The organism is Lactobacillus amylolyticus DSM 11664 (genome assembly GCF_000178475.1).
Taxonomy (GTDB): domain Bacteria; phylum Bacillota; class Bacilli; order Lactobacillales; family Lactobacillaceae; genus Lactobacillus; species Lactobacillus amylolyticus.
In genome coordinates this window covers 1-22,892 of the sequence record NZ_ADNY01000023.1, presented here as the reverse complement: position 1 = coordinate 22,892, position 22,892 = coordinate 1, and the positions used below count along the sequence as shown (strand labels likewise).

Genomic DNA, 22,892 nt, shown 5'->3' with positions numbered 1-22,892 from the left:
TTGCTATTTTTTATTTTTGCTTGAGCTTGAACTGCTCTTGCTGGAATTCAAATGGTTGTTGAGAACGGATGACGGTATCTTATTTATTTCATCTTGCCGATTCTTCAATTGAATTGCATCAGTTGAATAAAGCTTTGTTGTTGAGCCGTGATGTTGACTGTAGAGTGAAGTTGATTTTCCAGCTAATTGATTTCTGATTTGAATCATTTGCTGATAATTGGTGAAGTAATCGTATTGATTTGGATTTACTGGCACAAAACCAGCAGGCGTGTAAAAGCGAAGTAAATTATGGGTGTTCAGCTGATCTGAATATTTAAGTGATTCCTTCGCTTGTGCTGCCAAATAGGCGATCTCTTTCTTTTCTTGGGCGGTGTAATGCAAAATTTGCTTGCCACTCTTGCGATCGTAAACAGTGCCTTTGATGCCTTTACCACCGATGATTACGTATTTTTCACTAACAATGGTTCCGTTACGAAAGACAACCCATTTTTTGTAATCTGAGGAGAAGAGATCACTACCAAATTGGATATAGTTCTTTGTATTTACGCCTAACAGGTGAAGTAAGGTTGGCAAAACGTCGATTTCGCCTGAAATCTCATTATTGCGGTATCCTTTCAAGTTTGGCGCAATAATCATGAACGGGACACGCTGCATTTGAACATTGTTAAATTCATTCCAAGTATCAGCACTTTCGCCAATAATTGGAGCCAGCGTTTGATTTTCAGAATTGCTCAAAGCGTAGTGGTCACCATAGATGACAACCATTGTATTTTTGTACAGGCCTGATTTTTTCAAATAATTAAAGAATTCATGGACTGCCTGATCCAGATAATGAGCTGTCTGGAAATAGTTGTTGATCGTTGTGTCTCTAGTTGAGGTGGTCTTGAAGTTAGGGTCCAAATCCTCAGCATCCATCGTGAATGGAATATGGTTGGTGACAGTGATGTATTTGCAATAGAAAGGCTGCTGAATTTGCTCAAGGTACTTAATGCTTTCAGCAAAAAGCAGCTTGTCCTTTAGACCATAGCAGATTTTATCAGTTCTAGCCGAGCTGAAATAACTTTGGTCAAAGAAATAGTTGTAGCCCATGTTCTTGTAAACACTGCTGCGATTCCAGAAAGTTCCGACATTTCCGTGGAAAACAGCGGAAGTGTAATTTTTCTGTTTTAATATCTGCGGTGCAGCCTGAAATGTATTTTCTGATCCCAATGACGTAAATAAAGAACCATCAGAAATACCATAAGTACTGGTTTCGAGCAAGTTTTCCGCATCACTGGTTCGACCTAGACCAACTTGGTGGTAGAAGTTGCTGAAACTAATCGTGTGCTTGCCTGAATAGAGAGAATTTAAGAATGGTGTTACTTCTTTGCCGTTAACTTTTAAATTAATTAAAAATTGCTGGAAGCTCTCAAGGTGAATGATAATAACATTCTTGCCCTTTTCAATACCGAACATGCTTGAATTTGGCTTGGCGTAGTTTTGCTGAGTGTATGAAATGATGCTGTTCAGATCAGATGCACTGGCATTTTTAGTATCTTGTACCGTCTGCACACTCTTGATTCCGTCATAGGTCGTATAAGTATCAATTCCTAAGTATTTAACGACGTAAGAGCGATCAAAAGTATTGCGCAAAAGTCTTGGACGAGACGATTCTGCTAAAAACATATTAAAACCCACCAGAAATGCTCCTACCGAGGTAATTGCAAATGGTGTGAGCAAACCATAGGATTTTTGATCAATCTTAATCTTTTTAAAAATCAGAAGCAGAATGACGACAATCAAATCAATCCAGATGATGATATCGCTTGGTTGTAAAAGTGCAACAGAGCTTTTACCCAAACCTGGAGCCACTTTGCTTGCATTGGTGATGGTTTTGACTGTCAAAAAGTCTGTAAACTGCCGGTAATATAGAACATTTGCGAATAAAAGAATCGTATTTAGACAGTCCATAACCAGCATCATGATATAGGAAACAATTGGCTTTGGAAAATAAAATCCAATGCTGATAAGCAGTACTGCCGTACCGATTGGACTCAGCCACATGATGATATGTTGATAAGGATCTCCTAAACCTAAGCTGAAATCACAGTAGGCAACGAAGATATATTTGAGCCAAAACAGGAAGACAAGCAGCGTCAAGAAACCTGTTCTGGTTTGAATAAACTTGATTAAGCTTTGTTTTTTCAAAATGAAGTTCTCCTTTGAATATGTTAATTTTAAAGGTTCAATTCGTTTAAAACAATCTTTTGGTCAGAGTTAGTTTTTTCTTAATAATTAAAGTCCCTAAAAATGAGTATAATTTATTTTAGAAATTAATTGCAGAGGAAAAGCAAAGCATGCTGTTTTTGGGATCATTTTATAATTTTTTATCAGCTTTATATGCCACTAGAATAAATCATTTTGCTTTAATCAAACTGACATTGCTCGCATTAGACAAAACGATTTTTTATTTTTTGATTTTTGCAGTTATCAGATTGATCTGGCTTTTATGCGTTAGACGCAGAAGATCAATTCCTTCGGAGGCCAGCGTATGGCTTCTTGCTTTTTATATTATTTTGGTCTTAATGTTTACTACATTTAGAGAATCCTATTTCCCTTGGCAGCTGAACTTTTATTTCAATCGGCCACTTAGCGATATCAACTTCGTCTTTTTAAAAGAAACATGGAAAATGGTTTATGCTCAAAGCAAAGTAGATTTTATTTATAACTGCTTCGGTAATATTTTATGTTTCTTGCCCCTTGGAATTTTAACGCCAATCGTTTTTTCAAAGAAGCAAAGTTTTATTAAAGTTATTGGCGCCGGAATTCTTTTTTCAATTATGATTGAAACTTTGCAATTCTTGCTTGAAACAGGAGTTTCAGATATCGATGATGTTTTCTTTAATACTTGTGGCATGGTAATCGGTTACTTGATTTATCTGTTAGGGGAAAAAACTTATCAAATAATCATTGTTTGACTGGTATTCGAGAAATAAGATTGCTAAAATAGTCTTGTGAAATAAATAATTTTATCTAGTTAGGAAGCAGATTTATGAGTTTAATTAAATTTGATAGTAGTAAATTAACACCATTTGTTCATGAAAATGAATTAGGCGAAATGCAAGCTATGGTTAATGCTGCTAACACTGAACTCCGTGAAGGTACTGGTGCTGGTAACGATTTCCGTGGTTGGCTTGATTTGCCAGTTGATTATGACAAGGATGAATTTGCCCGTATCAAGAAGGCTGCCAAGAAGATTCAAAACGATTCAGATGTTTTGATTTGTATCGGTATTGGTGGTTCTTACCTTGGTGCTCAAGCTGCAATTGAATTCTTGAACAGCAACTTCTACGGCAAGGAAAAGAACGATAACCCAATCGTTGTCTTCTGTGGTAACTCACTTTCAGGTTCATACCTTTACGACCTTATTAAATGGTTAGGCGACAAGGACTTCAGCATTAACGTAATTTCTAAATCTGGTACTACTACTGAACCTTCAGTAGCATTCAGAATTTTCAAAGACAAGTTGATCAAGAAGTACGGTAAGGAAGAAGCTTCAAAGAGAATTTACGCTACTACTGACCGTAAGAAGGGTGCTCTTAAGACCGAAGCTGACGCAGAAGGTTACGAAGAATTCGTAGTTCCAGATGATGTTGGTGGTCGTTACAGTGTTCTTTCAGCTGTTGGTTTGCTTCCAATCGCTGCTTCAGGTGCTGATATTGATGAATTGATGAAGGGTGCTGCTGATGCACGTGCTGATTACACTGACACTGACTTAAGCAAGAACTCACCATATCAATATGCTGCACTTCGTAACATTCTTTACCGTAAGGGTTACACTACTGAAATTGTTGAAAACTATGAACCAAACCTTAGAATGTTTGGTGAATGGTGCAAGCAATTGATGGGTGAATCAGAAGGTAAGGACCAAAAGGGTATTTACCCATCTAGTGCCAACTTCACTACTGACTTACACTCACTTGGTCAATACATCCAAGAAGGTCTTCGTAACTTATTCGAAACTGTTATTCGTGTTGAAAACCCACGTCACGACGTTAAGATTCCTGGCGATGACAAGAATTTGGATCAACTTAACTTCTTGGAAGGCAAGAGCTTGAACTACGTAAACGACCGTGCTTACGAAGGTGTTGTTTTGGCCCACACTGATGGTGGTGTTCCTGTAATGACTGTTAACATTCCAGACCAATCAGCACATACTTTGGGTTACATGATTTACTTCTTCGAATTAGCAATTGGTATTTCAGGTTACTTGAACGGTATTAACCCATTCAACCAACCAGGTGTTGAAGCATACAAGCGTAACATGTTTGGTCTTCTTAACAAGCCAGGCTACGAAAACTTACACGATGACTTAGCTAAGCGTCTTTAATATCGCGTATACTCAGTACAACCATTAACTGTTGTACGATTAATGTGATTACACTTGTGTGATCAAAGAAAGGGTAGAAGCATTCAGCTTCTACTCTTTTTTGATTTAGAGAGGAAATGATAAAGTGAAGGAAAAAAAAGTTACCGCAAAACATGTTTTAGCAATTATTTCTTGTGCCTTAATGGGCTTTATTAGTATTTTGACAGAAACCAGTTTGAATGTAACTTTTCCAACTTTAATGAAGATTTTTAAGGTTAGTTTAGGAACAATTCAATGGACGACAACCGGTTATCTCTTGATGATCGCAGTTATTATTATTGCTTCGTCCTATTTAAATGAACGTTTTTTAGCACGTCAATTATTCTTGACTGCCGCAATTACATTTATTCTTGGTTCATTAATTTGTGGTCTAGCAAATAGTTTCCCAGTTTTATTGATTGGACGTCTAATTTCATCTTTTGGAGCGGGACTTTCGATTCCGCTTTTATTCAATTTAGTCGTTGAATTAATGCCAAGATCAAGATGGGGCTTCTGGATGGGGATTGCCGGTCTGGTAATTGCCTTAGCACCAGCCTTAGGACCAACCTTTGGTGGGACAGTAATTTATTACTGGAACTGGCGCTTAATCTTCCATATTGTAATTGGCATTGGTGTTATTGTTTTAATCCTGGGCGCATTTGCTGTTGAAAAGTATCACCCAAAGAAAAATATTTCTTTTGACTGGGGCAGATACGTCGTTATTGTTTTAGCCCTGGTCGTATTTAATCTTGGCTTTAACCAAATTGAAAATGGGTTGACTGATATTTGGTTCTGGCTAGGGATGATTGCAACTGCATTTTTAGTGTGGCTTTTCATTCATTTATCAAAGACCAGTACTAAGAAATTAGTAAATTTGGCAGTATTTAAATGCAAAGCATTTATTTATGCATTAATCGCATATTTTAGCTTACAGTTTATTAATATCGGAATTAGTTTTGTACTTCCAAACTATGCGCAAATTGTCGGCGGTTCAACTTCATTAATCGGTGGTTTAATTTTGCTTCCTGGCAGTATTATTTCTTCAATTTTCAATCCAATCTTTGGTAGATTTTATGATACTCATGGTGCTAAAGTAGCTTTATATACAGGTTCTATCATGTTTATTATTGCCAGTGTTTTGTTTATGATTTTTGGCTTAAACTTAACAACGATAATGCTGATGATCTTCTATACTGTTTTGATGTTAGGACACAGAATGTGTTTCAACAATACGATGGCTGAAGCGATGAAAGTTCAAACCAATCAAATGAGAACAGATGCGACAGCCGTTTTTGAAACCACGCAGCAATATGCAGGTTCAATGGGAACAGCTGTAACGGCGGCAATAATTTCTATTTGGCAAAATCGTGCTGGCAACTACCGCGTTTTAACTAATCAAGGTAGTGAAGCTGCATTTTGTTTTATTGCAATTTTGTCAATTGTCATTCTTTTCTGCTATTGGAAAATGTTTAGTCTAGAAAATAAGCCAAAAGACTAAAATAGGTTTATAATTAAAACGAATTGAAAAAGAATTGTGAGAATAAAAAAGAGCGGCTGGACACCAGCCGCTCTTTTTCATTTGGAATTTTCTTTTAGGAAACTTTGAATGATTTTTTCGCGCATTGCTAAAAAAATAGTATTGTGTCCTGACGGGTGAACGCGATTAGTCAATAAAATCAATCCAGAACGTTTCAATCGATCAAGAATAATCAACGTACCAGTAAAACCAGTATGCAAAATAATCGGATAATGAAGCTTGGGATCAAAGCGTAAATCCCATCCCCAGGATCTAGGCTTTACATTTACAGCATTTTTATTGTCAAATAACAGGCTGACAGTTTGTTGACTATATGGCAGGATAGTTTTATCCAGTCCTAAATAGCCGCGTGCCAGCTTAATTAAATCGCCCATGCTGGAGAATAAACCAGCTGATCCGCAGTCGCTGCCTAGTTGTCTGGCTTTAGGATCATGGGAAATGCCTTGCAGAACCTCACCATTAACAATTGCCGTTGGAACGCAGTCCTTTTTTATCGGATGAAATGTAGTGTGCGTAAGCCCCATAGGTTTAATCACCTCTTGCATTGCTACATCTTGAACCGGGGCACCAAAAATTTTTTTAATGACCAAGCCTAATAGAATAAAATTGGTGTCTGCGTAGCGCATTTTAGCTTTGAATTCATCTGTTACGGGCAAATGGATAATCGCATCTAGCAACTGATCATGATCTAGTTGATCACGGTTGGGGATCCAGCCGCGAATACCGCTCGTGTGAGTTAATAAATGAAATAAACGAATGCGTTGATCGCTAAATTCTGGAATAAATTGATGCAATGGCTCAGAAAAATTAATTTTTCCCTGATCATATAGTTTGAGCAAAACATTTTCAGTGGCAATTACTTTAGTCAAACTAGCCAAATCGTATTCAGCAAAAGGACTAAGTTGGGTCACTGTCGGATAAATGCTTGCAAAGCCGATAGTCGAAGTAAAGACTTGTTTGTCCTTGATAAAAGCGTAATTAACGCCTGGGACAACTCGTTCCGTAACCATCGATTCAATTAAATTTTGCGTTGCGAAGTAATCGATCATAAAATTTTCTACCTCATTAACAATTATTATAGAGAAAATAGCTTGACAAGGCTAGCAGAAAAAAGGATAATAACAACTGTTAAGTTTGCCCGTTGGTCAAATGGTTAAGACGCCACCCTCTCAAGGTGGAGTTACGAGTTCAATTCTCGTACGGGTGATTAGCACTGGGATGTAGCCAAATTGGTAAGGCACAGGATTCTGGTTCCTGGACGTTTGGGTTCGAGCCCCAACATCCCAATATTTAGTAAATGTCTTAGTATTGAGTTATTACAAAGCTTGATATTAAGGCATTTTTGTTTATAAAAAAAGAGCTGATCATTTGGTCAGCTCTTTTAATTTTGTAGCTGTTACATTCCAGCCTTGATAATTTTCTTTTCCGCCATTGCCTTACGCAGGGCAAGCATTGCTGTGTAAGTTGATAAGATATAAACCTTTTTGGTTGGCAATTTAGTAATTTCTTCAATTAAACTATCATCATCCGGATTGGTAAGCATGGTGCCAGGTTCAAAGCCTGAAACTTCCAATCTGAAGCCCATATCATGCCAGCGTTGACCACCAACTAGAACTCGCTTGATTTTCTTCTTGTCCAAGCCTTCGTAGTCAGCATCCCAAATCCAAGAAGTATCAATTCCATCGGCATGGTTGGCATTTAATAAAGTTACCAACGAATAATCATCTTTTTCTGTATTCAACATATGGAGAACTTCATCAAGTCCAACCGGGTTTTTAACCAGAATCAAATCGATTTCTTTATTGCCATATTTTATCAATTCTTGACGACCAAAGATTCGTTTGTTTTCGGCAAAAGCAGCAGCAACTTCTTCATCGCTTAAACCAAATTCACGAGCTACGGAGTAGGCAGCTAGTGCGTTGTAAATATTGTATGTGCCACCAATATTAATAGCGTACTCTTTTTCACCCATTTTGAATTTTAATGAGTTTGGCGTTTGATCGATAATTTCGTTGACTGTGTAAGTTAGTTTTGGTCGATGATAGCCGCAATTAGGACAGAAGAAATCACCTAAGTTGGCGTAAATGCGTTCATGATAGTGCAAGATGTGATCGCATTTAGGGCATAAGACACCATCTGTATTAACAGGTGCTTTAAAATCATTTGTTTCAAGATCATCTGCCAATTTAAAACCGAAGTAGATTTTTGGATTAGGCAAGTCAACAGAAGAAAAAATGCTTGCATCCCCGTTGGCGATTATCTTTGCCTTGGGTGCCAACTTAATCCCGTTGACGATTTTATCGTAGGTGGTGTAGATTTCACCATAACGATCCATTTGGTCACGGAAAATATTGGTCAAAACAAATGCGGATGGATGAAGCAGTTTAGTTACCATTTTGACATTGGCTTCGTCTACTTCAAGCACAGCTATTTTGCGTTGCACACGTTTATGCTTGTGAGCTAAAAATGCTGTTACGATTCCTTGCTGCATATTTGAACCAGAAGGATTGGTAAGAATATCACCGTATTTTTTCTTTAAAGATTCCACAATTAACGCGGTGGTCATAGTTTTTCCATTGGTCCCGGTTACGATGATTGTTTCGTAGCCTTTGGCTAATGAATTTAAAACTTGCGGATCAATTTTCATAGCTAGCTTGCCAGGAAAACTGGTTCCGCCTTTAAGAACATTATGTAAGAACCAATAAGATGCCTTTCCAGCAACTTTTGCAATTCCTGATTTAAAACTCATATAATTTTCCTCACTAATAAAACTAGTTTTTACTATAGCATATAGCAGAAGTTAAAAGTAGATTTTTACGTTAGTTTCAATGCATAAAATTTAATTTTCATCTATACTATAAAACGGATATTTAAAACGGATATTTTGATAAAGGGGAGTCACAATGGCGCAGTTATTTTTCCGTTATGGTGCAATGAGAAGTGGCAAAACAATTGAATTTCTTAAAGTTGCCCATAATTATGAAGCTCAAGGCAGAAAAATCGTTTTAATGACAAGTGGTTTGGATGATCGTGCCGGAGTAGGTACGGTTTCTTCAAGGATCGGCTTGCATCGGAAGGCAATTCCAGTTACCTCAGAAATGAATATTTTTGACTATGTAAAAAATAAAAATGAAAAGGATGTTGCCTCTGGAGCAGGAAAAGTTGCTTGCGTCTTGATTGATGAAGCACAATTTTTAAAAAAACATCATGTCATAGAATGTACTAAAATTGTTGATGAACTAAAAATTCCGGTGATGACTTTCGGTTTAAAACAAGATTTTCAGAATCATTTATTTGAAGGCAGTGAAAATCTGCTGATTTATGCTGATAAGATTGACGAAATGAAAACAATTTGTCACTATTGCGGTCACAAGGCTACAATGAATTTGCGTGTAAACGATGGTAAACCTGTTTATGAAGGCGAACAAGTTCAAATTGGTGGCGATGAAAGCTATTACCCTGTTTGTCGCTTTCATTATTTCCACCCAGGACAAAATAGAAAATAAAAGGAGACGAGTTTATGGATAAGGTTATGGCACAACTGGAAGGCTTGGCTGCTCACTATGAAGAACTCCAAGAAATGATGGCCGATCCAGAAGTAATCAATGATACTAAGCGCTACATGGAAGTTTCAAAAGAAGAAGCTGACTTGCGTGAAGTTGTTCAAAAATACAAGAAATATAAAGCATATCAAAAAGAAATCGCTGATAATAAAAAGATTATTTCCGACGAAAGCGATGCAGATTTAGTAGAAATGGCAAAGGAAGAAAATTCTGAATTAGAAAAAGAGCTTCCTGAACTAGAAGAGCAAATCAGAATTTTAATGCTTCCTAAGGATCCAAACGATGACAAAGATATCATTATGGAAATTAGAGGAGCAGCTGGTGGTGATGAAGCATCATTATTTGCTGGCGATTTATTGAGAATGTATGAAAAATACGCTGAACGTCAAGGATGGAAAGTCTCCATGGTTGATTCAGAGCCAACTGAGGTTGGTGGCTATAAGCGGGTTGCCATTATGATTACTGGCGATAAGGTCTACTCCAAATTAAAGTATGAAAATGGTGCGCACCGTGTTCAAAGAATTCCAGTAACCGAATCTCAAGGTCGTGTTCATACTTCAACTGCTACTGTTGCTGTAATGCCAGAATATGAGCAAGTTGATATTGATTTGGATCCAAAAGACATCAGAGTGGATGTTTATCGTTCCAGTGGTGCCGGTGGTCAGCACATTAACAAAACATCAAGTGCCGTTAGAATGACTCACTTGCCAACTGGTATTGTTGTAGCTATGCAGGATCAACGTAGTCAGCAGCAAAACCGTGAGAAAGCGATGCAGATTTTGAAATCTCGTGTTTACGATTATTATGAAACGCAAAATCGTGACAAATATGATGCTAAGCGTAAAAATGCCGTAGGTACGGGGGATCGTTCTGAAAGAATTAGAACTTACAACTATCCTCAGAACAGAGTTACTGATCACCGGATTGGTTTAACTATTAACAAGCTAGACCGGGTAATGAACGGTGAACTTGATGAGATTATTGATGCTTTGATCCTTTATAATCAAACTAAGCAGTTAGAGGAGCTTGCTGATAAGAATGCCTAAAACATTAAAAGATATTCGCATTAAAGCAGGAGAAACGGCAGATCAAGCTCGACCGGAAGATATTGATTACGTTCTGGGTGAAAGATTAGGACTTACTCCTAGCGAATTTGAATTAAAGCAGGATCTAGAGCTTAGCGATGCACAAGTTAAGCAAGCAAACAAGGACATTAAAAAATTAGCTAAGGGCATTTCCCCACAATATATTTTGGGTTATGCCTGGTTTTTGGGCTACAAAATTATGGTTCAACGCGGCGTTTTAATCCCTCGTTTTGAAACTGAGGAATTAGTCGAATGGGCACTAAAATCCTTGCATAACGGAGATCAAGTGCTTGATTTAGGGACAGGTTCAGGTTGTATTGCAATTGCATTAGCTAAAGAAGCTGAGAAAAAACATATTGCTGATTTGCACCTGACAATCTCAGACGTTACTGATACTGCTTTAAGAATTGCGGAAGAAAATTTGCTCACTTACAGTGTTGATGCCTTGGTTCGTAAGGCTAACTGCTTAATCGGCTTGGCTAAATTCGACAAAATTATTTCTAATCCGCCGTATATTAAAAAATCCGAAGTAAAAGATATGGATCAAAACGTTTTGCAGAACGAACCTGATACAGCTCTATTTGGTGGCGATGATGGGCTTGATTTTTATCGTAAATTCGCTAAAGAGGTCCGTGATCATCTCAATAGTCACGGTGAGTTTTTCATGGAATTTGGTTTCAGTGAAGAACAGCAATTGCGTGAACTTTTTAGTGCAGAACTTCCGGATTTTGAAATTGAGTTTAGAAAAGACATGGCTGGTAAACCACGTATGATTCATGGAAGGTGGAAGAAATAATGGAAACTAGGATTTTTTCTGAAGAACAAATTGATGATGCAGTGAAGTTGCTGGCAAAGGGTGAATTAGTAGCTTTTCCAACCGAAACGGTTTATGGCTTAGGGGCAATTGCCACTAATGAAAAATCTGTTAAGGGCGTTTATGCTGCCAAAGGGCGTCCCAGCGATAATCCTTTGATTGTAACCGTCTCCGATGAAGATATGATGCGCCGTTATGCCAAAGAAGTTCCTGAAAGAGCAGAAAAGCTGATCAAGCATTTTTGGCCAGGCCCTTTGACTATTCTTTTGTTTGTTAAACCTGGTTCCTTGCCAGATGCTGTTACTGGCGGCTTGGATACAGTTGCCTTTAGATGTCCTGATGATAAGCTTACTCATACTTTAATTAAAAAGCTCGGATATCCAATCGTTGGCCCATCAGCCAATACTTCTACTAAGCCAAGTCCAACTACTGCACAACATGTCTATCACGATCTTAAGGGCAAAATTGCTGGTATTATTGATGGCGGTCCAACTCGGGTAGGTCTTGAATCAACAATTATTGATTTGTCCGTAAAAACACCGATTGTATTGCGTCCGGGTGAAATTACTCCGGAAGAACTTTCTGAAGTTTTAGGTGAAAAAGTTTTAATCAACACGGGCAAGGTGTCAGACAAAGAAATCCCTAAGGCACCAGGAATGAAATACCGGCATTATGCTCCAAGCGCGCCAGTCATGGTCATTGATCACCCAGAGGATTTTGCTAAAATCGATTTGAATGAAAATACTGGCGTTATGGCAACAAAAAATGTATTAGCTAAAATTGACTTGCCACAAGAAAATAAATTCAACTTGGGTGATGATTTAATTCAAGCTGATCATAATTTGTTTGGCGGCTTGCGTTATTTCGATGATAAGAAAAATATTCATCAAATTTATGTTGAAGGTTTTGATGAAGGAGAAGCTAGTTTAGCTTACATGAATCGACTTAACAAAGCAGCAGCTGGTCATCATTTTAATAAATAAACATAGCAAAGGGCTTTAAACCCTTTGCTTTTTTGATAAAATAATGTTGACGTTAATTTGTTTTAAATTAGGAGGCAGTCACAACATGGGAAAATTTGTAGTTTTAGATCACCCATTGATCCAACATAAATTGACGATCATTCGTCGTAAAGAAACTGGTTCAAATGAATTTCGCCGGATCGTCGGTGAAATTGGTGGTTTAATGACATATGAAATTACCAGAGATTTACCATTGAAGGATGTCGAAATCGAAACTCCAATTGGTAAAACCACACAAAAAGAAATTGCGGGCAAGAAATTAACGATTGTTCCAATTTTGCGTGCAGGTATGGGAATGCTTAATGGTGTTCTTGAAATGGTACCTACTGCTAAAGTTGGCGTAATCGGAATGTACCGTGATGAAAAGACTCTTAAACCACATGAATACTTCTGCAAGATGCCAAAGGACGTTTCAGAACGTGAATGCTTAATTGTTGACCCAATGCTTGCTACTGGTGGTTCAGCTATTGATGCTATTGGCGCATTAAAGAAGCGTGGCGTTAAGGAAATCAAGTTAGCAGTTTTGGTTGCTGCACCAGAAGGTGTTAAAGCTATTCGTGAAAAATATCCTGATGTTGATATTTATGCAGCAGCTGAAGACGAAAAATTGCTTGATAACGGCTATATTTTCCCAGGCTTAGGGGATGCCGGTGACCGTATCTTCGGTACTAAATAATTCGTTATTTAATCTGAAAAAAAGACTTAAATGCGCTTTCATTTTTCACAAAGCTAGCTTTTGGTGTTAATATTATAAACGTGTTCGAGTTTATTCAGCACTAAGAAGGGAGGTCACGAAGTAATGGAGAAACCACTTGTTTTTGAGTTCTTGGGCTTAAAATTCGATCTCGTAGGGATTATTGGCTCAACGCTAATGGCACTAGCGGTTTTGTTTATCTGCATTTGGCTTTCAAGAAAAGTTGAATTAAGACCAAACAAAAAGCAAAATGTGATTGAATATTTGCTCAATTTTACTAACGGAATCGTTAAAGACAATGTTAGTGATCCCGATGCACAAAAACACTTATCACTTTATGCTTTTGTTCTTTTCTTATTCATTTGGTTTATGAACCAACTGGGTATGTTCTTGGAAGTTAAAGTAGGTGATTGGATGGTTATTAAATCACCAACCGCTGATCCTGTAGCGACAATGTCGTTTGCAATGATGACCTTGCTTTTATCATTTACATTTGGGGTGCAAAAATTCGGTGTAGGTGGATACTTGCGAAATTACACTGCCCCAGTTGGATTCTTACTTCCAATCAATTTGATTGAAGAGTTTACTAACTTTTTGACTCTGTCATTACGTTTGTATGGGAACATCTATGCCGGTGAAGTTTTGCTAACTTTGCTAGGAGACCGACTTGCAATGAGCGGCGGTATCCCAACTATAATTTTAGCGGCTCCATTGGCCATGATTTGGCAAGGTTTCTCTGTCTTCATTGGCTCTATCCAGGCATATGTATTTGTAACTTTATCAATGGTTTACATTGGTAAGAAAGTTGCAAAAGAATAATTTTTGGAGGTTTATTTTATGTCAGAAGCATTTAAATATCTTGCTGCATCAATTGCAGCTGGTTTAGCAGCCTTAGCTGCTGCCTTCGGTAACGGAAAGGTTATTTCAAAGACCATTGAATGTATGGCTCGCCAACCTGAAAGTGCCGACAACTTAAGAGCTACTATGTTTATTGGTGTTGGTTTGATCGAAGCCGTTCCTATTATAGCTATCGTTGTTGCCTTCTTGATTCTTTTCCTTTAATAATTTGTCAATCGAGAAGATTCAGGTATTAAAGAGAGAAGGGCAGTAAATGACTTTTGAAACATTATTTGCAGCCTCACATGTATACATAGGTAACACTATCTGGTATCTTGTTGTTTTTGCCATCTTAATGCTTTTAGTTAAGCATTATGCTTGGGGCCCTGTCTCAGACATGATGGAAAAACGGCGGCAAAAAGTTATTGAAGACTTGGATTCAGCTGAAAGCAATCGTAAGAAAGCCGAAATTTTGGCTAACGAACGAGAAGCTGCTTTAAAGAATTCAAGACAAGAAGCAACTCAAATTCTCTCTGACGCCAAAACAAATGCGCAAAAGATAGGCAGTCAAATTGTAGCTGACGCTAACAATGACGCAGCATCAATTCGTGAGAAGGCTGAAGCTGATGCTAAAAAGGCTAAGGCTGATGCGATTAATGATGCTCGCAGAGAAGTTGCAGATATTTCAGTTGCGATTGCTGAAAAGATAATTGCAAAGAATTTATCTGCTGAAGACCAAAAAGATTTAGTCGACCAATTTATTAAGGGGCTGAATGATTAATGGCTTTAAGTAGAGAAGAAATAGCTGCGCGTTACGGTGCTGCTTTGTTTGGCTATGCGCAAGACATGAAAGTCTTAGATCCGATGTTTTCTCAATTGCAGGAACTGAAAAAAGCAATTGAAGAAAATCCCGCAATTGTCGGAGTTTTAAGCGATCCAATTTTAAACAAAGATGAGAAAAAGAAGACTTTGGAAGCCATCGAAAAAGATTTTTCCGATGAAATCCAAGGATTTCTGAATCTTTTACTTGAATATGATCGGTTTGAATATATTATTCCAATTATTGATCGCTTTGATGACTTTTATGATCAAGAAAAGTTAATCGCATCCGGCACTGCAACTACGGCAGTTAAGTTAGATGATGATCAACTTAAGCGTTTGGGTGATAGCTATGCTAAAAAGTATCACTTAAATGCTGTGCGTCTTGAGAATCAAGTTGATCCAAGTATTTTAGGCGGCGTGATTTTACAAGTAAAGGATCGCGTGATCGATGGATCGGTTAAAAATAAACTGAAGAAGATCCGTGCGCAATTAATTGATGAAAATTAAAAGAGGTGAAACCATTGAGCATTAAAGCGGAAGAAATTAGCTCTTTGATCAAGCAACAACTTGAACACTACGATGATAAGCTCGACGTCAACGAAGTTGGTGTTGTAACTTACGTAGGTGATGGTATCGCCCGGGCTCACGGACTTAACAATGTTTTGTCTAATGAGCTGTTGGAATTTGAAAATGGCTCTTACGGTATCGCTCAAAACCTTGAAGCTAATGATGTAGGTATCATTATTTTGGGTAATTTTGACGATATTCGTGAAGGTGACCGTGTTAAGAGAACCGGTCAAATCATGCGAGTTCCTGTTGGTGACGCTCTTATCGGTAGGGTTGTTAATCCTTTGGGTCAACCAGTTGATGGCTTAGGCGAAATTAAGACAGATAAAACTCGTCCAATTGAGTCTAAAGCTCCAGGTGTTATGGATCGTCAATCAGTTGATGAACCATTGCAAACTGGTATTAAAGCCATTGACGCTTTGGTACCAATTGGTAAAGGTCAGCGTGAATTAATTATCGGTGACCGTAAGACTGGTAAGACTAGTTTGGCAATTGATACTATTTTGAACCAAAAGGGCAAAGACGTAATTTGTATTTACGTTTCCGTTGGTCAAAAGGAATCAACCGTTAGAACTCAAGTTGAAACTTTAAAACGTTTCGGAGCAATGGATTACACTATTGTTGTTGAAGCGGGCCCATCTGAACCGGCACCAATGCTTTACATTGCACCATATGCTGGTACTGCTATGGGTGAGGAATTTATGTACAATGGCAAGGATGTATTAATCGTATTTGATGACCTATCCAAACAGGCCGTCGCTTATCGTGAACTTTCCTTGCTTCTCCGTCGTCCGCCTGGTCGTGAAGCCTACCCAGGTGATGTCTTCTACTTACACTCACGTTTACTTGAACGTAGTGCTAAGTTGAGTGACAAACTAGGTGGCGGATCAATGACTGCATTGCCATTCATTCAAACTGAAGCCGGAGATATTTCCGCATATATTCCTACTAACGTAATTTCAATTACCGATGGACAGATTTTCTTACGTAGTGATTTGTTCTTTGCAGGAACTCGTCCAGCCATTGATGCTGGTAACTCAGTTTCTCGTGTTGGTGGTAATGCACAGATTAAGGCTATGAAGAAGGTTGCTGGTACTTTACGTACTGACCTTGCTGCATATCGTGAACTTGAAAGTTTCGCAGAATTTGGTAGTGATTTGGATCAAGCAACCCAAGCTAAATTAAAACGTGGTCGCCGTACTGTAGAAGTTTTGAAACAACCTTTACATGATCCAATACCAGTTGAAAAACAAGTTGTAATTCTTTATGCATTAACTCACGGCTACTTGGATTCAATTCCAGTAGAAGATATTACTCGTTATGAGAGTGAAATCTATGACAATTTTGATAGCAGTCATGCAGATTTGCTTAAGCAAATTCGTGAGACTGGGGAATTGCCAGATGAGAAGAAATTACAAGCAGCTATTGAGGAATTTAATGACAGTTTTTCACCGAGTAAGAATTAGGAGGTAAATTATGCCTGCATCTTTACTTGAGTTGAAGAAGAAGATCGCTTCAGTAAAACAAACTGGTAAAATCACTGAGGCCATGAGAATGGTTTCTGCATCAAAGCTTAGTCAAACCGAAAAACGTGATAAAGGTTATACCGTTTATAATGATCACGTTCGTAAGACACTTTCAAATGTTATGAGTTCACAAATTGTAGAACAATTAAGAAACGAGAATGTTGCAATTGACGAAAAGAATATTGCTAAAATTGACTATGCTGATGTTTTTGGATTAGGTATTACTTCAGATTTGATTCAAGAACGTAAAAAGCCTAATACTACTGGTTATTTGGTAATCACTGGTGACCGTGGATTAGTAGGTTCTTATAACAGTCAAGTTTTGAAGAACATGATGGGATTATTTGAAGATTCCAAGGCTGAAAACAAAAACATCAAGGTTTTAGCTGTGGGTTCTGTCGGAGTACAGTTCTTTAAGAAAAACAATGTAAATGTTGTTTACGAAAAGACAGGTATCTCTGATGTTCCAACCTTTGATGAGGTTTTACCAATCGTTTCAACCGCTATTAAGATGTATTTGAATGGTGTTTATGATGAATTGTATGTTTGCTACACTCATCATGTTAACTCCTTGTCATCTGCATTCAGAGTTGAAAAGATGCTTCCAATTGTTGATTTGGATATCGGCGTTAAAGAAGCTGAAGCTCATCAAGAATTAGAATATGATATCGAACCAGACATTAATTCTGTATTGACAAGTTTGCTTCCACAGTATGCTCGTTCGACAATTTACGGGGCTATTTTGGATGCAAAAACTGCTGAACATGCTAGTTCAATGACTGCCATGCAGAGTGCGACAGATAATGCTAATGATTTGGTTGATAATTTAACTACTAAGTTAAACCGTGCAAGACAGGCACAAATTACTACTGAAATTACTGAAATTATCAGTGGTGCGAATGCCTTAGAGTAAAAAAGAAATGGAGGTAGATGGTTTGAGTGAAGGTGAAATTGTTCAAGTAATCGGCCCAGTTGTCGATGTTAAATTCCCACTTGATAAAAACCTACCTGATATTAATAACGCTCTTCGAGTAATTAAATCAGAAGATGAATCAATTGTCTTGGAAGTTACTCTTGAGCTTGGAGATGGGATTTTAAGAACTATTTCCATGGAATCTACCGATAGTCTTCGACGCGGTATGAAAGTCGAGGATACTGGTGGCCCAATTTCAGTTCCAGTTGGTGATGACACTTTAGGTCGTGTGTTCAACGTTTTGGGTCAACCAATCGATAACGGTCCAGAATTTCCAAAAGATCATCCACGTGAAGGAATTCATAAGGAAGCTCCAAAATACGATGAATTAACCACTAGTCGTGAAATCCTTGAAACTGGTATCAAGGTTATCGACTTGCTCGAACCTTATGTTCGTGGTGGTAAGGTTGGTTTGTTCGGTGGTGCTGGTGTTGGTAAGACCACTATCATTCAGGAATTGATTCACAACATCGCTCAAGAACACGGTGGTATTTCCGTATTTACTGGTGTTGGTGAAAGAACTCGTGAAGGTAACGACCTTTACTTTGAAATGAAGGCTTCAGGAGTTTTAAGCAAGACTGCCATGGTATTTGGTCAGATGAATGAGCCGCCTGGTGCCAGAATGCGTGTTGCTTTAACTGGTTTGACAATCGCTGAATACTTCAGAGATGTTGAAGGTCAAGATGTTTTGCTCTTCATTGACAACATCTTCAGATTTACTCAGGCTGGTTCAGAAGTATCAGCTTTGTTAGGTCGTATGCCAAGTGCCGTTGGTTATCAGCCAACTTTGGCTACTGAAATGGGTCAATTGCAGGAAAGGATTACTTCTACCAAGAAGGGCTCTATTACTTCAATTCAAGCCGTTTATGTGCCAGCCGATGACTATACCGACCCAGCTCCAGCTACTACTTTTGCTCACTTGGATGCTACTACCAACTTGGAGCGTAGTTTGGTTGAACAAGGTATTTATCCAGCCGTTGACCCACTTGAGTCTTCATCAAGTGCATTGGATCCAGAAGTTGTTGGTAAAGAACACTATGAAGTCGCTACTCGTGTGCAACACGTTTTGCAACGTTATCACGAATTGCAAGACGTTATTTCTGTTTTAGGTATGGATGAATTGTCTGATGAAGAAAAATTGATCGTTGCCCGTGCACGTAAGGTTCAATTCTTCTTATCACAAAACTTCTTCGTTGCTGAACAATTTACTGGCGTACCTGGTTCATATGTTCCAATTAAGGAAACCATCAAAGGCTTTAAGATGATCTTGGATGGTCACCTTGATGACTTACCAGAAGATGCCTTCCGTGGTGTCGGCCCAATTGAGGATGTTTTGAAGAAATCACAAAAGATGGGTGTTACACCTAGTGATCCAGAAGCTAAAGCATTACTAGAAAAGTAGGGTGATGTCAAATGGCAGATCCAGAAAAGCTTTTTAGAGTAGATATTGTAACTCCAGATGGATTAATTTATTCACACCGTAGCAGCATTATTGATATGCGTGCGATTGATGGTCAACGTTCAATCATGTATGGACACACGCCTTTATTAACTTCATTAGCCATTGGCGATGTAAAGGTTAGAAGAAGTCGTGAAATGTCCCGTAAGGTTGATCATATTGCAGTTAATGGTGGCTATATTGAATTTTCAAACAATACAGCTACTATAATTGCCGATAGTGCCGAAAGAGCTCGTAATATTGATGTTTCTCGTGCTGAAGCAGCTAAGGAACGTGCTGAAAAGCTGATGAAAGAAGCTCATGAAAAGCATGATCAACGCTCACTTGAAAGAGCACAGATTGCTTTGAAACGTGCCGTGAATAGAATTAGTGTTTACAATACTAAAAAGTAAAGCATAAAAAGTAAAGCAAATGAAAAGGTGGATGTGGATTGCATCCGCCTTTTTTTATTAGGAGAAAAAAATGTTTCAATTAGGCGTTCACGCGATCATTAGTATTTTTATTTATCTAGTAAGCATTGGCCTATCTTTTCAAGCTGTTAAAGCCTTGCAAATTGAAAAATTTACGCGTAAAGGCAGAGTTTTTGAAACGCAGCTGCTATTTATCTTCATTGCGATCGCTTTAGGATATTTAGTTGCTAGTTTCGTTATCAATTTTATCGATACATCGATGCAATTAAGCAATTTGTTTTAAGGAATGCTTAAAACATTGACAGTTAGGACAAGGTGCCGTATTTTATGGTAAAATGTAACTTGAATACTAGGGAGGGTTATTGTGGCACGAGATATTGGAATTGATCTAGGGACTGCAAACGTACTTATTAATGTCTCTGGCAAAGGTATTGTTTTAAATGAACCTTCAGTTGTGGCTGTAAATACTTCTACTAACAAAGTAGTAGCTGTCGGAACTGAAGCATATAAAATGGTGGGTCGTACCCCAGGTAATATTAGAGTCATTCGTCCATTGAAAAATGGTGTTATTGCTGACTTCGATATTACTGAAGAAATGTTGTCATACTTTATTGAAAAGCTTAATGTTAAAGGCTTCATGTCAAAGCCTAATATTTTGATTTGTGCACCTACTGGTGTTACTTCAATTGAACAAAAAGCTATTATTGAAGCTGCAGAAAAGTCCGGTGGCGGTAAAGTATATCTTGATTTTGAACCAAAAGTTGCTGCTGTTGGTGCAGGTTTGGATATTTTTAAACCACAAGGAAACATGGTAATCGATATTGGTGGAGGAACGACTGATATTGCGGTTTTGTCAATGGGCGAAATTGTAACTTCCAAGTCGCTTCGCTATGCTGGTGATAGCATGAATCAAGCCGTTGTAAGCTACATTAAGAACAAGCATAATCTTTTGATTGGTTCAAGGACTGCTGAAGATATTAAAATTCAAATCGGCAGCGCTTTTGAACCAGATCCTGATGCTTCAATCACAGTTCGTGGTCGTGATGTAGTTGACGGTTTGCCAAAACAAACTACTGTCACTGCTGAGGAAATTCAAGAAGCTTTGCACGATGGCTTGATGTCAATTGTAGCCTCAACTAAGGATGTTCTTGAAACTACGCCACCTGAATTATCAGCAGATATCATCGATCGCGGTATTATGCTTACTGGTGGTGGAGCTTTGCTTAGAAATATTGATAAATTAATTTCTTACCATTTACAAGTTCCTGTATTAACGGCTGATCATCCATTGGAAGCTGTTGCTTTAGGAACAGGTACTTTACTTAAAAATATTGAAAAGCACAAACGTTACTAGAATGCGTTTGCTTAAAAAAGCAATGATTTCTTTGGTTCGATTTTATCAGAAATTTATTTCACCTTTATTTCCGCCAAGTTGTCGTTATTACCCAACTTGTTCGAACTATATGATTGATGCTTTAAAAAAACACGGTCCAATTTTAGGACTAATTATGGGGATTTGTCGCATTTTGCGTTGTAATCCCTTTGTTCGCGGTGGAGTAGATCCAGTGCCGGACAATTTTACAATTTTTAGGAATCCTCATCCGGAAAAATATGAAGATCCAATAATTGCAAAAAAGTTTCATCCAAATAAAAAATAGGAGAAATTATGTCTAAAAAAACTCAGAATATTGATATCGAAGTTAATGAACTCAAAGGAAAGAGTGTACCTACTTGGGAAGTTGTAATTCCTAACAAAAAGGCCATTGGTTTAATTGAAAAAGTTGATGGTCGTTACCGTGCAACTACTGCCAAAACAAGCAAAATTCTTTTTGCTAAGAGTTTGGAAAGCAGTATTAATGATTTACTTTCTTACTTCGCTTTACATGAAAAATAATATTAAGTAGTGATTCTTTAAATGGTTAAAGTAGAAAATAAAACTAGTTTAATTGACCGTATAGCTTGGAATATCGTAATTCCGGTTGTTCTTTTGGCTTTAATTGGTCTATATGCTATCTATGTTGCATATGCTAATGATACGTCAAACTTAGGTTCACCCGTAAAAGGGGTGTTAATGCAGGCTGCTTGGTACCTTATTTCCATTGGAATTGTGGCCTTTGTTATGCAATTTGATGCGGAACAATTGTATAAGATAGCTCCATATGTTTTTGGTTTAGGTATTTTTCTTTTAATCGCTGTTCTGTTTCTATATAACAGACAGGTAGCTGCAACGACTGGTGCTAAAAGTTGGTTTAAATTAGGGCCACTTACTTTTCAGCCATCAGAAATTATGAAGCCAGCTTTTATTTTAATGCTGGCTAGAGTAGTACATAAACATAATCAGCAATTTGCGCATACTTTGCGTAACGACTGGATCTTAATTGGAAAAATATTTTTGTGGCTATTGCCGGTAGCTATTCTGCTGAAATTGCAAAATGACTTTGGTACCATGCTAGTCTTCTTTGCAATTGTTGGTGGTGTAATTTTAGTTTCAGGCATTACTTGGAAAATTATTATTCCTGCTTTCAGTATTGTAGCGGTTTTAGCTACCGGAGTTATTATCTTGGTTACGACTACGGCCGGTAGACAATTACTCAGTCATTTCTTTCAGGCCTATCAGTTTACCAGAATTGATTCGTGGTTAAGTCCATCAACTGGGACCTCTGATAGTGCATATCAGTTATGGCAGAGTATGCAAGCTATTGGATCAGGGCAAATCTTTGGCAATGGCTTTGGTAAAATAAGTGTTTACGTACCAGTACGTGGCTCTGATATGATTTACTCAGTAATTGGTGAAACCTTTGGTTTTGTTGGTAGTGTTGCCGTAATCTTGATTTATCTTTACTTGATTATTCAAATGGTAAAAATCACTTTTGATACTAGAAATGCCTTTTACTCATACATTTCTACCGGTGTTATTATGATGATTTTATTCCACGTTTTTGAAAACATCGGAATGAGCATCGATCTTTTGCCGTTGACTGGTATTCCGCTACCGTTTATCTCTCAAGGTGGGTCAGCTTTAATTGGTAATATGATCGGTATTGGAATGATTCTTTCGATGAAATTCCATAATAAAGATTATATGTTCAGTACGGCTGGCGATTTCTAAAGTATAGAAAATACGGATCTGACAATAAATCAGATCCGTATTTTCTTACTCTGAAACTAATCAGTAGCCAAAGCGTCTTCGATTTCC

24 protein-coding genes and 2 tRNA genes are annotated in these 22,892 nt (G+C 37.9%); 23 read left to right on the top strand and 3 right to left on the bottom strand.

Going from position 1 to position 22,892, the window contains the following annotated elements; translation table 11 throughout:
• Window positions 1-3: 3 nt before the first annotated feature.
• Entirely contained in the window at window positions 4-2,187 is a 2,184-nt protein-coding gene (locus HMPREF0493_RS02885; protein WP_006351780.1) for an LTA synthase family protein, read from the bottom strand.
• Between the two features lie 149 nt (window positions 2,188-2,336).
• On the opposite strand from HMPREF0493_RS02885, the gene HMPREF0493_RS02880 reads away from it, so the two are divergent.
• The 3 genes from HMPREF0493_RS02880 (at window position 2,337) to HMPREF0493_RS02870 (ending at window position 5,885) form a co-directional block, all read left to right on the top strand.
• On the top strand, window positions 2,337-2,957 hold the full coding sequence (locus HMPREF0493_RS02880; RefSeq protein ID WP_006351779.1) for a VanZ family protein: 621 nt from the start codon (window positions 2,337-2,339) through the stop codon (window positions 2,955-2,957).
• Window positions 2,958-3,031: 74 nt separating this feature from the next.
• A complete protein-coding gene (locus HMPREF0493_RS02875) occupies window positions 3,032-4,369 on the top strand; it encodes a glucose-6-phosphate isomerase (protein ID WP_006351778.1) in 1,338 nt (445 codons plus the stop codon).
• Window positions 4,370-4,550: 181 nt separating this feature from the next.
• Entirely contained in the window at window positions 4,551-5,885 is a 1,335-nt protein-coding gene (locus HMPREF0493_RS02870) for an MFS transporter (RefSeq protein WP_050776631.1), read from the top strand.
• A gap of 77 nt (window positions 5,886-5,962) precedes the next feature.
• Here HMPREF0493_RS02870 and HMPREF0493_RS02865 read toward each other — a convergent pair whose 3' ends face one another.
• Window positions 5,963-6,973 (bottom strand): serine hydrolase domain-containing protein, encoded by a 1,011-nt coding sequence (locus HMPREF0493_RS02865; protein ID WP_006351776.1) that lies wholly within the window; start codon window positions 6,971-6,973, stop codon window positions 5,963-5,965.
• 86 nt (window positions 6,974-7,059) lie between these two features.
• Between HMPREF0493_RS02865 and HMPREF0493_RS02860 the strand changes: the two genes are divergently transcribed.
• Together HMPREF0493_RS02860 and HMPREF0493_RS02855 are read left to right on the top strand one after the other, a co-directional pair.
• Window positions 7,060-7,131, top strand: a tRNA-Glu gene (locus HMPREF0493_RS02860).
• Between the two features lie 7 nt (window positions 7,132-7,138).
• Window positions 7,139-7,211 (top strand) — tRNA-Gln (locus tag HMPREF0493_RS02855).
• 109 nt (window positions 7,212-7,320) lie between these two features.
• On the opposite strand, the gene HMPREF0493_RS02850 is transcribed toward HMPREF0493_RS02855, so the two are convergent.
• A complete protein-coding gene (locus HMPREF0493_RS02850) occupies window positions 7,321-8,673 on the bottom strand; it encodes a Mur ligase family protein (protein ID WP_006351775.1) in 1,353 nt (450 codons plus the stop codon).
• 154 nt (window positions 8,674-8,827) lie between these two features.
• Between HMPREF0493_RS02850 and HMPREF0493_RS02845 the strand changes: the two genes are divergently transcribed.
• The 18 genes from HMPREF0493_RS02845 (at window position 8,828) to HMPREF0493_RS02760 (ending at window position 22,805) form a co-directional block, all read left to right on the top strand.
• Entirely contained in the window at window positions 8,828-9,430 is a 603-nt protein-coding gene (locus HMPREF0493_RS02845; protein WP_006351774.1) for a thymidine kinase, read from the top strand.
• Window positions 9,431-9,444: 14 nt separating this feature from the next.
• Window positions 9,445-10,533: a peptide chain release factor 1 gene (gene prfA, locus HMPREF0493_RS02840; protein ID WP_006351773.1), complete on the top strand. Its 1,089-nt coding sequence runs from the start codon at window positions 9,445-9,447 to the stop codon at window positions 10,531-10,533.
• On the top strand, window positions 10,526-11,368 hold the full coding sequence (gene prmC / locus HMPREF0493_RS02835) for a peptide chain release factor N(5)-glutamine methyltransferase (protein WP_006351772.1): 843 nt from the start codon (window positions 10,526-10,528) through the stop codon (window positions 11,366-11,368). The genes prfA and prmC overlap by 8 nt, the downstream gene beginning before the upstream one ends.
• Complete coding sequence (locus tag HMPREF0493_RS02830) at window positions 11,368-12,369, top strand: L-threonylcarbamoyladenylate synthase (RefSeq protein ID WP_040457044.1); 1,002 nt, start codon at window positions 11,368-11,370, stop codon at window positions 12,367-12,369. Before prmC ends, HMPREF0493_RS02830 begins: the two co-directional genes overlap by 1 nt.
• Window positions 12,370-12,454: 85 nt before the next feature.
• Window positions 12,455-13,084: a uracil phosphoribosyltransferase gene (gene upp / locus HMPREF0493_RS02825; protein ID WP_006351770.1), complete on the top strand. Its 630-nt coding sequence runs from the start codon at window positions 12,455-12,457 to the stop codon at window positions 13,082-13,084.
• Window positions 13,085-13,207: 123 nt separating this feature from the next.
• Window positions 13,208-13,921, top strand: coding sequence for a F0F1 ATP synthase subunit A (gene atpB / locus HMPREF0493_RS02820; protein ID WP_006351769.1), 714 nt, complete (start codon window positions 13,208-13,210; stop codon window positions 13,919-13,921).
• An 18-nt stretch (window positions 13,922-13,939) separates the two neighbouring features.
• Complete coding sequence (atpE, locus tag HMPREF0493_RS02815; protein WP_006351768.1) at window positions 13,940-14,164, top strand: F0F1 ATP synthase subunit C; 225 nt, start codon at window positions 13,940-13,942, stop codon at window positions 14,162-14,164.
• Window positions 14,165-14,213: 49 nt separating this feature from the next.
• Window positions 14,214-14,720 (top strand): F0F1 ATP synthase subunit B, encoded by a 507-nt coding sequence (gene atpF / locus HMPREF0493_RS02810; RefSeq protein ID WP_006351767.1) that lies wholly within the window; start codon window positions 14,214-14,216, stop codon window positions 14,718-14,720.
• The gene (gene atpH, locus HMPREF0493_RS02805) at window positions 14,720-15,268 is read left to right on the top strand and encodes an ATP synthase F1 subunit delta (protein WP_006351766.1); all 549 of its coding nucleotides are present in this window, start codon (window positions 14,720-14,722) and stop codon (window positions 15,266-15,268) included. Before atpF ends, atpH begins: the two co-directional genes overlap by 1 nt.
• Window positions 15,269-15,282: 14 nt before the next feature.
• Window positions 15,283-16,794, top strand: coding sequence for a F0F1 ATP synthase subunit alpha (gene atpA / locus HMPREF0493_RS02800; RefSeq protein ID WP_040457041.1), 1,512 nt, complete (start codon window positions 15,283-15,285; stop codon window positions 16,792-16,794).
• A gap of 10 nt (window positions 16,795-16,804) precedes the next feature.
• Window positions 16,805-17,767: a F0F1 ATP synthase subunit gamma gene (locus HMPREF0493_RS02795; protein ID WP_006351764.1), complete on the top strand. Its 963-nt coding sequence runs from the start codon at window positions 16,805-16,807 to the stop codon at window positions 17,765-17,767.
• Window positions 17,768-17,789: 22 nt separating this feature from the next.
• Window positions 17,790-19,229: a F0F1 ATP synthase subunit beta gene (atpD, locus tag HMPREF0493_RS02790; RefSeq protein ID WP_040457039.1), complete on the top strand. Its 1,440-nt coding sequence runs from the start codon at window positions 17,790-17,792 to the stop codon at window positions 19,227-19,229.
• Between the two features lie 11 nt (window positions 19,230-19,240).
• Window positions 19,241-19,678, top strand: a complete 438-nt coding sequence (locus tag HMPREF0493_RS02785) for a F0F1 ATP synthase subunit epsilon (protein WP_006351762.1) — start codon at window positions 19,241-19,243, stop codon at window positions 19,676-19,678.
• Between the two features lie 70 nt (window positions 19,679-19,748).
• Window positions 19,749-19,979, top strand: a complete 231-nt coding sequence (locus HMPREF0493_RS02780; RefSeq protein ID WP_006351761.1) for a DUF1146 family protein — start codon at window positions 19,749-19,751, stop codon at window positions 19,977-19,979.
• Window positions 19,980-20,060: 81 nt separating this feature from the next.
• A complete protein-coding gene (gene mreB / locus HMPREF0493_RS02775) occupies window positions 20,061-21,050 on the top strand; it encodes a rod shape-determining protein (RefSeq protein ID WP_006351760.1) in 990 nt (329 codons plus the stop codon).
• A gap of 1 nt (window position 21,051) precedes the next feature.
• Window positions 21,052-21,354 carry a membrane protein insertion efficiency factor YidD gene (yidD, locus tag HMPREF0493_RS02770; protein WP_040457036.1) on the top strand — a complete coding sequence of 101 codons (303 nt, stop codon included), beginning with the start codon at window positions 21,052-21,054 and terminating at the stop codon, window positions 21,352-21,354.
• Window positions 21,355-21,362: 8 nt separating this feature from the next.
• The gene (locus HMPREF0493_RS02765) at window positions 21,363-21,590 is read left to right on the top strand and encodes a DUF2969 domain-containing protein (protein WP_006351758.1); all 228 of its coding nucleotides are present in this window, start codon (window positions 21,363-21,365) and stop codon (window positions 21,588-21,590) included.
• A gap of 21 nt (window positions 21,591-21,611) precedes the next feature.
• Window positions 21,612-22,805 (top strand): FtsW/RodA/SpoVE family cell cycle protein, encoded by a 1,194-nt coding sequence (locus HMPREF0493_RS02760; RefSeq protein ID WP_006351757.1) that lies wholly within the window; start codon window positions 21,612-21,614, stop codon window positions 22,803-22,805.
• Window positions 22,806-22,892 lie beyond the last annotated feature (87 nt).

Bases quoted from the DNA above. Each gene is read 5' to 3' on its own strand.
- HMPREF0493_RS02880 (WP_006351779.1), top strand. From the start codon at position 2,337: ATGCTGTTTTTGGGATCATTTTATAATTTTTTATCAGCTTTATATGCC.
- HMPREF0493_RS02875 (WP_006351778.1), top strand. From the start codon at position 3,032: ATGAGTTTAATTAAATTTGATAGTAGTAAATTAACACCATTTGTTCAT.
- HMPREF0493_RS02870 (WP_050776631.1), top strand. From the start codon at position 4,551: ATGGGCTTTATTAGTATTTTGACAGAAACCAGTTTGAATGTAACTTTT.
- HMPREF0493_RS02865 (WP_006351776.1), bottom strand. From the start codon at position 6,973: ATGATCGATTACTTCGCAACGCAAAATTTAATTGAATCGATGGTTACG.
- HMPREF0493_RS02850 (WP_006351775.1), bottom strand. From the start codon at position 8,673: ATGAGTTTTAAATCAGGAATTGCAAAAGTTGCTGGAAAGGCATCTTAT.
- HMPREF0493_RS02845 (WP_006351774.1), top strand. From the start codon at position 8,828: ATGGCGCAGTTATTTTTCCGTTATGGTGCAATGAGAAGTGGCAAAACA.
- prfA (WP_006351773.1), top strand. From the start codon at position 9,445: ATGGATAAGGTTATGGCACAACTGGAAGGCTTGGCTGCTCACTATGAA.
- prmC (WP_006351772.1), top strand. From the start codon at position 10,526: ATGCCTAAAACATTAAAAGATATTCGCATTAAAGCAGGAGAAACGGCA.
- HMPREF0493_RS02830 (WP_040457044.1), top strand. From the start codon at position 11,368: ATGGAAACTAGGATTTTTTCTGAAGAACAAATTGATGATGCAGTGAAG.
- upp (WP_006351770.1), top strand. From the start codon at position 12,455: ATGGGAAAATTTGTAGTTTTAGATCACCCATTGATCCAACATAAATTG.
- atpB (WP_006351769.1), top strand. From the start codon at position 13,208: ATGGAGAAACCACTTGTTTTTGAGTTCTTGGGCTTAAAATTCGATCTC.
- atpE (WP_006351768.1), top strand. From the start codon at position 13,940: ATGTCAGAAGCATTTAAATATCTTGCTGCATCAATTGCAGCTGGTTTA.
- atpF (WP_006351767.1), top strand. From the start codon at position 14,214: ATGACTTTTGAAACATTATTTGCAGCCTCACATGTATACATAGGTAAC.
- atpH (WP_006351766.1), top strand. From the start codon at position 14,720: ATGGCTTTAAGTAGAGAAGAAATAGCTGCGCGTTACGGTGCTGCTTTG.
- HMPREF0493_RS02795 (WP_006351764.1), top strand. From the start codon at position 16,805: ATGCCTGCATCTTTACTTGAGTTGAAGAAGAAGATCGCTTCAGTAAAA.
- HMPREF0493_RS02785 (WP_006351762.1), top strand. From the start codon at position 19,241: ATGGCAGATCCAGAAAAGCTTTTTAGAGTAGATATTGTAACTCCAGAT.
- HMPREF0493_RS02780 (WP_006351761.1), top strand. From the start codon at position 19,749: ATGTTTCAATTAGGCGTTCACGCGATCATTAGTATTTTTATTTATCTA.
- yidD (WP_040457036.1), top strand. From the start codon at position 21,052: ATGCGTTTGCTTAAAAAAGCAATGATTTCTTTGGTTCGATTTTATCAG.
- HMPREF0493_RS02765 (WP_006351758.1), top strand. From the start codon at position 21,363: ATGTCTAAAAAAACTCAGAATATTGATATCGAAGTTAATGAACTCAAA.
- HMPREF0493_RS02760 (WP_006351757.1), top strand. From the start codon at position 21,612: ATGGTTAAAGTAGAAAATAAAACTAGTTTAATTGACCGTATAGCTTGG.